General features: G+C 63.7%; 16 protein-coding genes. 7 read left to right on the plus strand and 9 right to left on the minus strand.

The features are described 5' to 3' along the window. The first annotated feature begins 68 nt into the window (after nt 1–68). On the plus strand, nt 69–2,102 hold the full coding sequence (locus ACE1EY_RS11645; RefSeq protein ID WP_370300228.1) for a hypothetical protein: 2,034 nt from the start codon (nt 69–71) through the stop codon (nt 2,100–2,102). A 49-nt stretch (nt 2,103–2,151) separates the two neighbouring features. On the opposite strand, the gene ACE1EY_RS11650 is transcribed toward ACE1EY_RS11645, so the two are convergent. Continuing rightward, nucleotides 2,152–3,537, minus strand: coding sequence for a class II fumarate hydratase (locus tag ACE1EY_RS11650; RefSeq protein ID WP_370300229.1), 1,386 nt, complete (start codon nt 3,535–3,537; stop codon nt 2,152–2,154). Between the two features lie 158 nt (nt 3,538–3,695). Between ACE1EY_RS11650 and purB the strand changes: the two genes are divergently transcribed. Then, nucleotides 3,696–5,063, plus strand: a complete 1,368-nt coding sequence (gene purB / locus ACE1EY_RS11655; protein WP_291514773.1) for an adenylosuccinate lyase — start codon at nt 3,696–3,698, stop codon at nt 5,061–5,063. Nucleotides 5,064–5,079: 16 nt separating this feature from the next. Continuing rightward, nucleotides 5,080–5,547, plus strand: a complete 468-nt coding sequence (locus tag ACE1EY_RS11660; RefSeq protein WP_370300230.1) for a hypothetical protein — start codon at nt 5,080–5,082, stop codon at nt 5,545–5,547. Between the two features lie 7 nt (nt 5,548–5,554). On the opposite strand, the gene ACE1EY_RS11665 is transcribed toward ACE1EY_RS11660, so the two are convergent. Together ACE1EY_RS11665 and ACE1EY_RS11670 are read right to left on the minus strand one after the other, a co-directional pair. Next, nucleotides 5,555–5,956 carry an acyl-CoA thioesterase gene (locus ACE1EY_RS11665; protein ID WP_373928083.1) on the minus strand — a complete coding sequence of 134 codons (402 nt, stop codon included), beginning with the start codon at nt 5,954–5,956 and terminating at the stop codon, nt 5,555–5,557. A 79-nt stretch (nt 5,957–6,035) separates the two neighbouring features. Continuing rightward, the gene (locus tag ACE1EY_RS11670) at nt 6,036–6,419 is read right to left on the minus strand and encodes a hypothetical protein (RefSeq protein ID WP_370300232.1); all 384 of its coding nucleotides are present in this window, start codon (nt 6,417–6,419) and stop codon (nt 6,036–6,038) included. A 191-nt stretch (nt 6,420–6,610) separates the two neighbouring features. Here ACE1EY_RS11670 and ACE1EY_RS11675 point away from each other — a divergent pair, with 191 nt between their 5' ends. Further along, nucleotides 6,611–7,198, plus strand: coding sequence for a hypothetical protein (locus ACE1EY_RS11675; RefSeq protein WP_370300233.1), 588 nt, complete (start codon nt 6,611–6,613; stop codon nt 7,196–7,198). A gap of 99 nt (nt 7,199–7,297) precedes the next feature. Here the strand turns inward: ACE1EY_RS11675 and ACE1EY_RS11680 are convergent, their stop codons facing one another. Genes ACE1EY_RS11680 through ACE1EY_RS11690 form a run of 3 tightly spaced genes read right to left on the minus strand, consistent with a single transcriptional unit; the run spans nt 7,298 to nt 8,643 of the window. Then, nucleotides 7,298–7,669 (minus strand): MazG nucleotide pyrophosphohydrolase domain-containing protein, encoded by a 372-nt coding sequence (locus ACE1EY_RS11680; protein WP_291514768.1) that lies wholly within the window; start codon nt 7,667–7,669, stop codon nt 7,298–7,300. Continuing rightward, a complete protein-coding gene (locus ACE1EY_RS11685; protein ID WP_370300234.1) occupies nt 7,662–8,321 on the minus strand; it encodes a CoA pyrophosphatase in 660 nt (219 codons plus the stop codon). Before ACE1EY_RS11685 ends, ACE1EY_RS11680 begins: the two co-directional genes overlap by 8 nt. Continuing rightward, nucleotides 8,305–8,643 carry a type 1 pili tip component gene (locus ACE1EY_RS11690; RefSeq protein ID WP_291514766.1) on the minus strand — a complete coding sequence of 113 codons (339 nt, stop codon included), beginning with the start codon at nt 8,641–8,643 and terminating at the stop codon, nt 8,305–8,307. The genes ACE1EY_RS11685 and ACE1EY_RS11690 overlap by 17 nt, the downstream gene beginning before the upstream one ends. Before the next feature lie 144 nt (nt 8,644–8,787). Between ACE1EY_RS11690 and ACE1EY_RS11695 the strand changes: the two genes are divergently transcribed. From ACE1EY_RS11695 to ACE1EY_RS11705, 3 genes are all read left to right on the plus strand, one after another. Next, nucleotides 8,788–9,105, plus strand: a complete 318-nt coding sequence (locus ACE1EY_RS11695) for an SCP2 sterol-binding domain-containing protein (RefSeq protein WP_370300235.1) — start codon at nt 8,788–8,790, stop codon at nt 9,103–9,105. Between the two features lie 65 nt (nt 9,106–9,170). Further along, nucleotides 9,171–9,761 carry a class I SAM-dependent methyltransferase gene (locus ACE1EY_RS11700; RefSeq protein ID WP_291514764.1) on the plus strand — a complete coding sequence of 197 codons (591 nt, stop codon included), beginning with the start codon at nt 9,171–9,173 and terminating at the stop codon, nt 9,759–9,761. Then, nucleotides 9,758–10,264, plus strand: a complete 507-nt coding sequence (locus ACE1EY_RS11705) for a histidine phosphatase family protein (protein WP_291514763.1) — start codon at nt 9,758–9,760, stop codon at nt 10,262–10,264. The genes ACE1EY_RS11700 and ACE1EY_RS11705 overlap by 4 nt, the downstream gene beginning before the upstream one ends. A 51-nt stretch (nt 10,265–10,315) precedes the next feature. Here the strand turns inward: ACE1EY_RS11705 and ACE1EY_RS11710 are convergent, their stop codons facing one another. The 3 genes from ACE1EY_RS11710 to ACE1EY_RS11720 are packed head-to-tail and all read right to left on the minus strand — an operon-like array spanning nt 10,316 to nt 13,459. Further along, nucleotides 10,316–10,840, minus strand: coding sequence for a gamma carbonic anhydrase family protein (locus tag ACE1EY_RS11710; protein WP_370300236.1), 525 nt, complete (start codon nt 10,838–10,840; stop codon nt 10,316–10,318). A gap of 34 nt (nt 10,841–10,874) precedes the next feature. Further along, entirely contained in the window at nt 10,875–11,549 is a 675-nt protein-coding gene (tsaB, locus tag ACE1EY_RS11715) for a tRNA (adenosine(37)-N6)-threonylcarbamoyltransferase complex dimerization subunit type 1 TsaB (RefSeq protein WP_370300237.1), read from the minus strand. After that, nucleotides 11,546–13,459 carry an ATP-dependent DNA helicase gene (locus ACE1EY_RS11720; RefSeq protein WP_370300238.1) on the minus strand — a complete coding sequence of 638 codons (1,914 nt, stop codon included), beginning with the start codon at nt 13,457–13,459 and terminating at the stop codon, nt 11,546–11,548. The genes tsaB and ACE1EY_RS11720 overlap by 4 nt, the downstream gene beginning before the upstream one ends. Nucleotides 13,460–13,470: the final 11 nt, after the last annotated feature.

A 13,470-nucleotide genomic window follows, 5' to 3' on the forward strand; every position in this document is an offset into this window, starting at 1 on the left:
GGACCACGTTCGTATCTGTTTGCATGGGATTGACACCCCGCTCGTATGCGCCTGCATGGAGGCACGTCATGAAGACCACCATTGTCCCAAATTGTTTGCTCGGAGGCGCGATTGCACTGTCGCTCGCCGCCTGTGGTGACAGCGATGGCGGCAACGGCAGTTCACCGCCGGATGCGTCCATCGTGGTTGCGACGAACGCGGCGGATGCCTCCGCCTCACTGGATGTTTACTCCCCGGATCTCGATACCCTGGCCAGCCAGTTCAACTCCGGCAGCAACGAAGGCATCTCCTTCGATGAAACCGGCACGCTTTATCAGGCTGGCGACAGCGGCGACTTCACCGGGCTGCGCGTGTTCGCAAACTTCGCTTCACGGGCCGATGGCAGCGAGTTCGTGACCGGATTCGACCGTCAGCTGGACGGCTCTGCCGCGCTGGCCGGCGGCTTCGCCGGCAAGGGCATCGTGGTCATCGACGCGCTCGGCCGCGTGGTGGTGGCGGACAATGCCGCCGCCGACATCAAGGTGTTTTCCAGCACCGCTGGCGACGGCGCCGCGCCGCTGAACACCATCGCCACCGTGGCGGCGCCCTGGGATATCGCCTACGACGAATCCAGCGATCGGCTTTATGCCGCGCTGACCAACGGCACGGTCGAGATCTTCGATGATTTCTCCACCGATCTGAATGCCGTGGCGGATCGCAGCATCTTTCCCGCGGATGGGGATGGCGCGCAGTTGTCTGTCAACCTGCACGGCATCGCAATCCTGGACAATCAACTGGTCGTCACCGATGTCGGTGATGCCGCGGTGGCCGACGACGGGCAGATCTTCACGCTCACCGACGACGGAACGGTGGCCGGCGGCATCAGCGCCGATGCGCGTATCGGCGGGCCGCGCACGCGCCTGGGCAATCCGGTGGATGTCGTGCTGGTCGGCGACACGGCCGTTGTTGCCGAAAAAGCCAACGGACTGGTCCTGAGCTTCCGGGGCGTCACGTCGGCCTCCGGCGACATTGATCCCGACTATGCCCGTCCGTCCGCCGCGCCGGAATCCGTTGCGGTACTGCGCCGCAGCACCAACCTGCCGGTGGATACGTCGGATATCACGACACCTGACAGCGTGATGGCCTTGGTCGTGTCAACAAACCCGGCGCCGCCAGGCGGGCTGTTTGGCGGCGTGGGCGACACCGGGCAGATCGTTTTGCTCGAAACGGATCTGTCAGCCGAGATGGGCCGCGTGGACGCCAGTGCCGGCGGTACGGTCGGCACCCCGGCGCGACAGCTGGAGAGCATTCAGGTCGATGCGCGCGGCCATGCCTATGTCTCGTATGACAACGGATCGGCTGGCGCCGCCAATGCCGGCATGCTGGTCATCAACAAGGTCGGTGCTCGCGGTGATGCCGCGGTTGACGACGCCAACACCGACCGACTGATCGCCGGCGCCGGTTCGACGCTGAACAGTCCCAAAGGCGTGGAGATCGTGCAGGCGCAAGGTTTGGTGCTGATCGCCGACAACGGCGAGCCCGGCATCAAGGGCTTCAGCCTGGAAGCCGATGGCAACACGACTCCGGTGATCAACGTGACCGATGTCGGCGTCGCGTCAATCTGGGATCTGGACTACGACCTGGCCGCCGACCGGCTGTTCGTCGCCGGCACCGATGGCTCGGTATTGGTGTATGACAACTTCGGGGCGCGCGCCGCAACCGAGGCCGGCGCTACCGTGTCGCGCACGATTGTGCCGGCATCGGGCGGCACGCAGATCTCCATGAACCTGCACGGCATTGTTCACGTCGCGGCCAGTAACCAGCTGATCGTGACCGACGTGGGCGACGCTGCCGATGCCACGGACGGACAGCTATTCGTGATCGACAATGCCTCCGGCGCCAATGGCATGGTCAACGTGCGTGCGCAAATCGGTGGCGACCAGACCAGCCTGGGCAACCCGGTGGATCTGAGCTTTGACGGGAACGCCGCGTACATCGCGGAGAAGTCCAATGATCTGGTACTCCGCTACAACGATGTGCTGAACCTCTCGGGGCAGAACAACGTGGCCGCAGATGCGCAGATTGCGGTGACCAAGCCGGAATCGGTGTCGCTGGTCCGCTGATCGCGCCCTGAACCGCCAAGGCCGCCGTGGCACTCGCCGCGGCGGCTTTTTATTGCTCGCCGGGAAGGCCGCCGCGCGTCAGGGCCATCGGGTCCAGCAGCGCCTTTAGACGTTCTTCGCCCAGGTCGGTGTGCTCCATCGCGACATCCAGCACGGGCCGGCCCGTCTTGTACGCTTCCTTGGCGATCTTCGAACCCAGGTCGTAGCCGATCTCGCGGTTGAGCGCGGTGACGAGAATCGGGTTACGCGCCAGGGCCGCATCCACGTTGTCGTGATTCACCGTAAACCCCTGAATGGCCTTGTCGGCCAGCACCCGCGCCGAACTCGCCAGCAGCTCGATGGATTCGACCAGGTTCGATGCGACCACCGGCAGCATCACGTTGAGCTGAAAGTTGCCAGACTGCGCGGCTGCGGCCACAGCGGCATCGTTGCCGATGACCTGCACGGCCACCATCGCCACCGCTTCCGGGATCACCGGATTGACCTTGCCCGGCATGATCGATGAACCCGGTTGCAGGGTCGGCAGTTCGATCTCCCCCAGCCCGGCCAGCGGACCGGAGTTCATCCAGCGCAGGTCATTGGCGATCTTGGTGTATGTCACCGCCAGGCTGCGCAGGTGGCTGGAGACTTCCAACAAGGTATCCAGACTGGCCTGGGCTGCGAAATGGTCCAGCGCCTGTGAAAACGGCAGCCCCGTGAGGTCGGACAGCTCCCCGGCGAATACCGAGCCGAAGTTCTGGTGGGCATTGATACCCGAACCCACCGCGGTGCCCCCCTGTGGCAAGGCATAGAGCCGCTTGCGCACATCGGTGAATCGATTGAGCCCGGCGTCGAGCTGCGACGACCATGCGCGCAACTCCTGGCCGAACGTGATGGGCATGGCATCCATGAGGTGCGTGCGCCCGGTTTTGGCGACGCCATCCAGTTCGTCGGCACGGGCTTCCAGCACATCGATCAGGTGCTTGACGTTGGGCACCAGCGATTCGGCGATCCCCAGCGCACAGGCCACGTGAATGGCCGTGGGGATCACGTCGTTCGAGGACTGGCTCATGTTGACGTGATCGTTGGGATGCACGTCGGCACCCGCCTGCTTTGCCAGCGCCGCGATGACCTCATTGGCGTTCATGTTGCTGGAGGTGCCTGACCCGGTCTGGAAGATATCGACCGGAAACTCGGCATCGTATTCGCCATCGGCCACTTGCTCGGCGGCCGTGATGATCGAAGCGGCGATCGAACCGTCAATCAGGTCCAGAGCCCGGTTGGCGCGGGCGGCGGCGGATTTGATCAGACCCAGCGACCGGATCATCAGCCGCGGCATTCGCCGGTCGCTGATCGGAAAGTTCTCGACGGCTCGTTGCGTCTGAGCGCCCCAAAGCGCATCCGCGGGCACTTCAAGTTCACCCAGGCTGTCGCGCTCGATTCGGGTCTTGCTCATGTGCTACCTACCACTCCGCCCGTGAGCTGGGTTCAAAAACGGTGGACCGCAGGCTAACGCGTCTGCCATCCAGACCCAAACGCGAACAGCTTGGCTGCGCCCAGGATCGTCATGGCTCCGTTAGAATACGCGCCCCCCTTCACCCCATGTGCTGCCGCATGAAGCTCACATCGCTGTCCGCTCTGTCCCCGATTGATGGTCGTTATGCCGATAAAACATGGGACCTGCGCGAGATATTCTCCGAATACGGCCTCATGCACTACCGGCTCCGGGTCGAGATCTCGTGGCTGCGCGCACTGGCCGCACAGCCGGATATCCCGGAAGTGCCCGCGTTTTCGGCGGATGCCGAAACCCTGCTGGACGACATTGATCAGAGCTTCGACCTGACCGCCGCGCAGCGCGTCAAGACCATCGAGGACACGACGAATCACGACGTCAAGGCCGTGGAATACTTCCTCAAGGAACGCTTCGCGGCGAAACCTGAGCTGGCGGCCGTGATGGAGTTTCTTCATTTCGCCTGCACGTCGGAAGACATCAACAACCTCGCGCATGCGCAAATGCTGAACGACGCTCGCAAGCGATTCATGCTGCCGGCACTGGATGATCTGATCGAACGGCTTCGCAGCATGGCGCACGAGCTGGCCCGGCAACCGATGTTGTCCCGCACCCATGGGCAACCGGCTTCGCCGACGACCTTGGGCAAGGAAATCGCCGTGTTCGTGCATCGCCTGCGCCGGCAACGCGACACGCTGGCCGCCGTGGTGATCCAGGGCAAGATCAATGGCGCGGTCGGCAACTTCAACGCTCATATGGCGGCCTACCCGGAAGTCGACTGGCCCGCGCTTTCGCAGTCGGTACTCGATCGGCTGGAGATCGCACCGGCGCCGGCGACGACGCAGATCGAACCCCACGACTACATCGCCGAGTATTTTCACGCGGTGATGCGGGTCAACACCATCCTGGTCGATTTTTCGCGCGATATCTGGGGCTATATCTCGCTGGGCTATTTCAAGCAGCGCATGGTCGAAACCGAGGTGGGCTCGTCAACCATGCCGCACAAGGTGAACCCGATCGATTTCGAAAATGCCGAGGGCAACCTGGGAGTCGCCAACGCCATGATGGCGCATCTGGCCGACAAGCTGCCGGTGTCGCGCTGGCAGCGTGATCTGTCGGACTCCACGACCTTGCGCAACCTCGGCGTGGGCATGGGCCACGTGATGATTTCCCTGCAGTCGCTCAACCGGGGCATCGGCAAGCTGGAAGCGAGCCCGGACACGATGGCTGCCGATCTGGACGCCAACTGGGAAGTGCTCGGCGAGGCCATCCAGACAGTGATGCGCCGCTACGGCATCGAAAAGCCCTACGAACAGCTCAAGAAGCTCACGCGCGGCCAGCGCGTGAATCAGGCGCGCATGGCCGAGTTCATCAACGGCCTTGCCCTGCCGGACGACGTGAAGGCCCGGCTGCTGGACATGACACCCGCCAGCTACGTGGGTAACGCGGCGGAGCAGGCGCTGGCCTGCTAGCGAGCTGGCAAAGGTGATGGAGGGCGCACACGATGATCTGGAGCAGCGACTCTGGCACATCGCTGCGGGGGCCGAGCGGGAGCTGGCGCTGTTTTCGGAATCGCTGACGCCTCGGATTTACGGTTCCACCGAACTGGCTGCAACACTGCGCAGCCTGGTGACCGGGCATGCCAGACACCGCGTCCGCATCCTGGTGCGGCGTCCCGAGCAAGTGCTCTCCGACGGCGCCCATCGACTGGTTGAGCTGGCGCGGACCATCCCCAGCAGAATCCAGATACGAGCGGCCACACCGCCGGCGGACACGCTGCGGGCGGAATGGATCATCGCCGACCGCCAGGGCTACCTGCTGCGTCACGAATTCACCGACGACCATGCCGTGGCCCGTCGCGACGACCCCGGCCGTGCAGCCGCGCTGCTGGCGCAATTTGAGACCTACTGGGCACACGGTGCGCCGAGCCGCGAACTGGCGGCGCTGAGACTCTAGGGCTTCCCTAGGACGCCTGTCCCAGGTCCGGCTCGAACGCGGTCAGCGCGTCGCGCAACGCATCCGGCACAGGCACCGTGGCTTGCGCGCCATAGTCGAACCAGACGGTGATGGCTTCGCTCACGGCGACCAGCTGATCGCTGTTCGTCCGGAACATTGCAACGTCGAATACGATGCTGCTGCGGCCGAGCTTCATGACGCGGCAACCCAGGTCCAGATCGTCTGGATATTTGAGCTGCTGAATGAAGTCGCAACCGGTTCGGGCAAGAATCAGATCCTGATTCGGCGGCAGCTCCACACCGGAAAAATGCGCATCGCGATAGGCCAGCCGCGCCGTTTCGGAGAAGGTGAAATAGCGGGCATTGTTGACATGGCCGAGGCTGTCCATGTCGCCCCATCGGATTTGCAATGGATACCAGAAACGGTACTCGCTGCGACTACGTTGCGGTGCGGGCAATTCGAACGCCTTGCTGGAGTGAGGATGGGGCTCAGGCGTCGTCGCTGTTGCTCAGACGGCTGTAGCTGCGCATGTTCAGGAACAGAAACAACCCGCAGGTGACGATGTGTATGAGCGCGAACAGATCGGACTGCGCCTTGAAATCGAAGGTGTAAAGGCAGAACCAGAAGCTGGTGCCCACAATCAGCACCTGCAGCACCAGCCAGGCCGAGAACTTGGGCGCGACAGCTTGCGCGGCGATTACCGACACCAGAAAAAACGCGAACACCAGCCCGCTAACCGACGCGTATTCCAGCGTGAACTGCGGCGGCATGTCGATGTTGAGATAAAAGAAGCGAGGCGCCCACACGAGGAACAGAGCCACGCACAACACGAAATAGCTGATCAAGCCAATGCCCGATAAAACCGCCCGCATACCCCTGCTCCTGTAATGATTGTGGTGTGCCCTGATCGGCCCAGTGGCGAAAGCGCTCCATGGGACCAACGGCGATGAAGCCAGGAACACCGATGCGGCGACGATTCAATCAGAGCGGACCTGTCCAAGGCAAGCACCGTCCCGGCTGCTATGCTCTGATTTCGTTGCCACAGGGCCGAATTGGGGGATCAATGCGTTACGCCACTCTTCTCGCTGTTGCTGTCACGTTGACTCTGACGGCCTGCGCCTCAACACGAGGCGTCGATCGACTGGCCTTCGGCGAGTACCTGCGGGCCGGTTACGAGCTCAGTGAGCGCGAGCTGCGCGCATTGCAATACTACGTTTCCGACGACATCCATTTGCGCAGAGCCGTGCAATCGGGCAACCGCTCGGTGGGCGGCGGCATTCTGGTCGAACGCAATGCTCGCGTGGTCGATGAGATCCTGATCAAGGCCGGTACGCCAGGTATCGCGGTCGGCAGCGGCAACGATTGGCTCGCGGTGAGTTTCGAGCCGGGCTCTTATATTTATTTCAGCTCACGCAATGACGGCGTCCACGTGATCGGTGATCCGGGCCGCGAGGGCAATCTCTATTACCTGTGGGCCACCGATTGGGTGGGCGGCCCCGGCATCGTCTATGTGAACGGCGTGGCGTATCAGGCGGAACCCGCCAACGCCTATACGCATCTGCAAGTCGAGCGAAAGGCACTGGCGCGATCAGAAGCGCGGGACCGGGTGCAACCCGGACGACGCCTTTACGACGACGGGCGCCGCGACTAAGGCGCCAGAAGCCGATAGCGCTGGTGCAGAGGGCTACCCTCGCCCGTCGCGAGGGATTGGCCGTGGGCGTGCCGAGGTGACGCGCTCAGGCCGGGCGCGTCACGCGCGTTCGCGTTCCTCGGCCTTGGCTTGGTCCCACGCGGCATCCATCGCAGCCAGGTTCTCCGCGCAAAGAGTCTTGCCCGCCGCTGCCATGGCGTCTTCCACATAGGCAAACCGACGCTCGAATTTCGCATTGGCGGCGATCATCGCATCGGTGGGTTCTACCTTCAGATGCCGGGCGAGATTGACGATCGCGAACAGCAGGTCGCCCAGTTCCTCGTATCGAGCGGCCGTGTCGTCCCCGGCCTGCTCGAGTTCGTTCAGTTCCTCTCGCACCTTTGCCCAGACACCGTCCAGCTCCGGCCAGTCAAAGCCCTTGGCCGCCGCCTGACGCTGAAGCTGCGCCGCCTTGCTCAGTGCATCAAGCATCACCGGCCACCAGGCTGGCGAGGTCGTGCAGCATGCCGGCCGTCGCACCCCAGATTCGCCAGTCCTGCCACATCAGTTCCATGAATGGCAGGTCAATGCCCATCCGTCCGATGGACTTGCGCACATAGGCGCCGAGATCCAGCGCATGCTCCAGCGGTATTTCGAACACGGAATCGACCTCTACACCATCGGGCTCGTAGCTCACGCCGGCGTCGACACGCGCCACGACGGGCGTGACGCAGAAGCGCGAGATCGTGGGGTAATCGTGAAGATAGCCAAGAATCTCGGAGGCTCCGGGATCGAGGCTGATTTCCTCTTCGGCCTCGCGTAACGCGGCGTGCGCAATCGAGGTATCCGACGATTCGACACGCCCGCCGGGACAACTGATCTGCCCGGCATGATCACGCAGGCTGTGCGAGCGCTGCGTGAGCAGCACGCGCGGACCATCGGCACGGTCGATAATCGGCACCAGCACCGCCGCCGGTCGCAACGACCGCTGCCAATGCGGGCCGAGGAGACGATCGATGCCCAGCGGCAAACCGAGGCGTGTCACCGGCCGCGGGGCGTCCGCGGTGGTTCCTAGCAACGCCTGGCGCACCTGATCCAGCGGGTTCAACGCGGCGCTCTCCAGAGGACTATTTCCCTCCGCCATCCGTATTCGCCTGTTTCAGCCGCTCAACGTAGGTTTCGACCAGCATGCGATAACGCGGCGTGAGACCCGCATCGGCGTAGATCGGATCACCCTCCTCGTCGACCTCGGCAACCGGGCCTCGCTCGTAGGGGAACTCCGCTTCGATCTGGTCCAGCGCAGCGGACAGCAGGTCGGTGAGAATTTGTTCTTCGCTGCGGCCGGGGAACAGCTCGCTGAGCGCAGCGAGCTTGGCGGCATCGAACAGCGGAAGGCGGATTTCGTACAGTTTCGCAGCTCGCGGAGCGGCGGCATCCTGTTGCCACTGCTCAAGGAGTTGTTTCATACCCATCGAAGTATTTGCTCGCAATCCAAGCATTCACTATACGCCGAAGTCATCCATTCGTTGCCACCGCATGAAGCCCGCAGTTAGCATGCGATCTCTACTTTTTATCCTTGCTGCGAATTGCGGCAATCCAGGAGACAGACGATGGACATGGAGACAATCTTCAAGAAGATGCCGGAAGCCTTCAACGGCGAGGAAGCCGGTGACCTGTCGGCGACCGTGCAGTACAAGGTCAGCGACCCGAAGTACTGCGTGATCGACAACGGTAACCTCACCGTCCACGACGGCGTGACGGATGATTCCGACGTGACCCTGACGCTGGATGACGATGATTTCGTCGCGCTGATGACCGGTGAACTGAACGGCATGACCGCGTTCATGACCGGCAAACTCCAGCTTGAAGGTGATCTGATGCTGGCGCAGAAGCTGTCGTCGATGTTCGATGCCGGCCAGTTGAGCTGAGCCGACATAGCAGCCAAACCAGGCACGCGGGGTTCGCCCCGCGTGCCTTTTTCTTGTCCGACGCCGTGACTGAACGCCTGCCCGAGATCGATTGGCAATCAGCCGATGTGGCCAGACGCGTGGCCGGCGGCCGGCGTCAACCGTTGGCGCGGGCCTGCGGGGTGGGCAGCATCAACCCATTGCGCCTGCTCGATGCCACGGGTGGCTACGGGCGCGACGCCTTCGTGCTGGCGGCCTTGGGCGCGGAGGTGACTCTGTGCGAACGTCTGCCCATGCTGGCCAATGCACTGCAACAGGCCCATCAACGGGCGCTGGAATCCGCCGCAGTTGCCGACATCGCCGCGCGTATGCGTATCGAACCGCAGGATGCAATCGACTGGCTGCCACAGACCTCCGCGGCTTTCGACGTGATTTACCTGGACCCCATGTATGCCGCGCCGGGCCAACGAGCCCGTGCAAAGGCACCTTTGGAGACGCTGCGGCATCTGACCGACGGCGATCCCGATGCCGATCACCTCGCCAACCTGGCCTGGGAACACGCGCGCCGGCGCGTGGTCATCAAACGTGCACCCAAGGCGCCGGCGCTGCTGGACCGCAAGGTGTCTTACGTTCTGAAATCCAACCGCGTCCGCTACGACATTTACGTGCGCTCATGATGCACCTGACATTGATTCGACACGGCAAGTCCGACTGGAATGAACCCGGCATTCCGGACTTCGACCGGCCGCTCAACGCCCGTGGCCGAGGCGATCTTCCGACCATGGCTGCCCGATGGCGCGACCACCATCCGCTGCCGGATCAGGTGCTCGCCAGTCCGGCGGTCCGCGCCGCGACGACGGCTCGAGGCCTGCTGCTGGAGCTGGATCTTCCGACCGAGCAGATCGAGTATCAGGCGGCGCTTTATCTCGCGTCAGCTGACATGATCTGGCGCGTGATTCACGCGCATGCCAGAGGGCGGGAACTCTGGGTGGTCGGGCATAACGAGGGGATCAGCGAACTGGCTGCGGCCCTGGTGCCGATGGAGATCCCGCCGCTGCCCACCTGTAGCTGGATGCGCTGCGCACTGAATCTGTCCGCCTGGCCGGAGCATCTGCCCAAAGCGCAGGCTCGATTCGTCGAGTTCGCGACTCCGAAGGGCCACGAGGACATGCGCGGATAGCCTCGCGATCCGCGCCCTGTAGCTGCGCGGTAACCGACTGGGTCTTGGCCTTTAGCCCACGGCCCGCAGTTCGGTCGCGAACCGCTCGGCGTTGTGGACGTAGTGATCGGCCGATGCCTTGAGCATCTGGGCCACGTTCGGCCCCAGCTCTTTCACGACACGCCCCGGTGAGCCCATGACCAAGGAGTTGTCAGGGATCTCCTTGCCTTCAGGGATCAGAGCATTGGCGCCGATGATGCAGTTTCGGCCGATCACGGCACGATTGAGAATCACGGAATTGATGCCGATCAACGTGCCCTCACCGATGGTGCAACCGTGCAGCATGGCCTGATGACCCACCGTCACGCCCTCGCCGATCGTTAGCTTGATGCCGACATCGGTGTGCAGCACCGCACCATCCTGAATGTTGCTGCGCGCGCCGATGATGATGTCGTCGCAGTCCCCTCGGACCACGCAGCCAAACCAGATGCTGGTCTGTGTCTCGAGCCGCACCCGGCCGATGACGGTCGCGTTGTTGGCCACGAAATGGCCTTCGCCAATCAGCGTCGGGGTGTCGTCTCCTAGGGCGTAGAGCATCCGTTTCTCCTTGCTTGATGTCCGAATTGTTTGATCATGCCTTGCGCGCGGATGAGTGAACCACCTGGTCACGCAGGTAAACCGGTTCCAGCTCGCTTGCCGGCAGCTGCGCTGCGCCTAGCAGCGCCAATTCGGCGATGGCGCGTGCCGAGGGCAGTCGAACACCGCTATCCACCTGTTCGCAGCCCACAGCGGCACCCAAAACCTCGGGATGGCGCGACCAGCCGGTTCCTGCGGTGAGCACCGACCTCTGATCCAGCGCCGGTACCGCGTCGGGCGGGCAGACACGCTCGGCGACAACACACTCTGGCAGCGCGCGTGGTGTCACCGCATAAGCGCCGAAATAGACGCCACCGGCTCGTGCATCAATGGCCACCGCAACCCAAGCGCCCTGCTCGCTTGCGGCCTCCCAGGCCATCGCCGCCAGATTTGAGACAGGCACTACCGGCACGTTCAGGCCATGCGCAAGCCCTTGCACGCAGGCCACACCAATGCGAACACCCGTGAAGGCGCCGGGTCCGCGGCCTACGGCGATGCAGTCCAGCACCCCGAGATCCGCCTCCAATTCGGCCATGACGGCATGAATCATCGGCATGAGCGCATCGGTGTGGCCGCGACCCAGTTCAACGAAACGCTCGGCCCAGACGCCGCCTATGGACGCGGCGACCGAGCAGGCCTCGGTGGCCGTGTCGATGGCTAGAACGTTCATGCCGAGACCTCCCGCAGAAATGACAGGATCGGCAGGCGATCAGTTTCCACCGGGAAAGGCGGCAGGCTGTTCAGAAATGCCTTGCCATAGCCGGTCCGATGGATGCGCGGGTCGAAGATCACCAGCACGCCGCGGTCCTCGGTGCCGCGGATGAGCCGGCCCGCGCCCTGCTTCAAGGTCATGGCGGCATGCGGAATCTGATAATCCCGGAACGGCTCCAGACCCTGTGCCTTGAGATGCTCGACCCGTGCCCGCAGCAAAGGGTCGCTGGGCGCCAGAAACGGCAGGCGGTCGATCATGACCAGCCGCAGTGCGCGTCCGGGTACGTCCACCCCCTCCCAGAACGATTGCGTGCCCACGAGCACAGCATTGCCGTCGGTGCGAAACGCATGCAGCAGCGCATGCTTGGATTGTTCGCCCTGCTGCAACACCGGCACATCGACGCGCTCGCGCAGCGCTTGCCCATACTCGCGCACGGCCGCGTGGCTGGTGCACAGCAGGAATGCCCCGCCGGCGCTGGCGTCGATCAGCTCGGCGGCCTGCTCGATCACCGCGGCGCGATAGTCCGGGGCGCGTGGATCAGGCATCGCCGGCAGGAACAAGCGTGCCTGGCGGTCGAAATCGAAGGGGCTGTCGAACTCGGCCTCGCGCGCGGTTTCGGCGCCGATCTCGCGCTTGAAATGATCGAATCGCCCGTCCACCGCCAGGGTCGCCGATGAAAAGATCCATGCTGCGGGTTCGCGCGCGCGACTGGCCTGGAAGCGGTCGGCAATCACCAGCGGTGTGGAGCGCAGCGCGAAGTTCGTGCGGCTGACCTCGGCCCAGCGCACATGCTCGATGTCCTCGCCGCTGATCAGGGTCTTGAGGCGAGCGTTCAGCACGATCGCGCGCTGGCTGCAGGTTGCCAAGCCATCGGAGGCCTGCTCCAGCGGGTCCAGCCGCGTGCAAACCGTGGTCTGTGCCGCGCCCAGGGCCTCCAGCGCGGCCAGTGCCGGCGCGCTGGCGAACGCGGATTCCCAGGCCTGCCGGCCACCGACATGAGGAAGCTGCCGAAACAGCTGATCCACCGCTTCGGACATGGCCAGCAACGCATCCACGAGTTCGGCATCGGCCAGTCCCGCGTCCTCGGCTTCGCGTTGGCTGTCGCCGGCCAGTTCGCGCAGTTGCCGCGCGGAAATCGCGTAGCCGAAGAATTGTCCGGCGATCTCCGGGACCTGGTGGGCCTCGTCGACGATCACGATATCGGCACCCGGCAGCAGTTCCGCAAAGCCGGTGTCTTTCAATGCGAGATCGGCGAACAGCAGATGGTGGTTGACCACGACGACATCCGCCGCCTGCGCCTTGCGGCGTGCATCCATGACCCAGCAATCCTCGTAGCGCGGACAACGCTGTCCCAGGCAGTTCTCGGCGGTGGATGACACCTGCATCCGCACGGGCGCGTCTTCCTGCAAGCCCTCGACACCGGCCAGATCCCCATCGCGGGTATGGCCCGCCCAGCGGCGGACCCGTTGCAGATCACGGCGCAGATATGGCGACAGACTGCCGTCGTCCAGCGCCTGATCCATCCGGTACAGGCAGAGGTAATTGGAACGCCCCTTGAGTCGGGCGATACGACCACCGATTTCCAACGCATCGCGCGTGGCCGGCAGGTCGCGCTCGAACAGCTGGTCTTGCAAGGCGCGCGTTCCGGTCGAGATCAAGGTGCGCTGACCACTGAGCAAGGCCGGAACCAGATACGCCAATGTCTTGCCGGTTCCGGTGGCGGCTTCAACGACCAGGGGTTCGCGTGTCTCAATGGCCTGGGCGACGGCCTGGGCCATGGCCGATTGCTGCGAGCGCGGCGTGTAGCCGGGAAACGCAAGCGATAACGGTCCGTCGGCCGCGAAGGCACGCGAGACAGCCGCACTCATTGCTGCAACGC

Source organism: Abyssibacter sp. (assembly GCF_964229365.1).
Taxonomy (GTDB): Bacteria; Pseudomonadota; Gammaproteobacteria; order Nevskiales; family OUC007; genus Abyssibacter.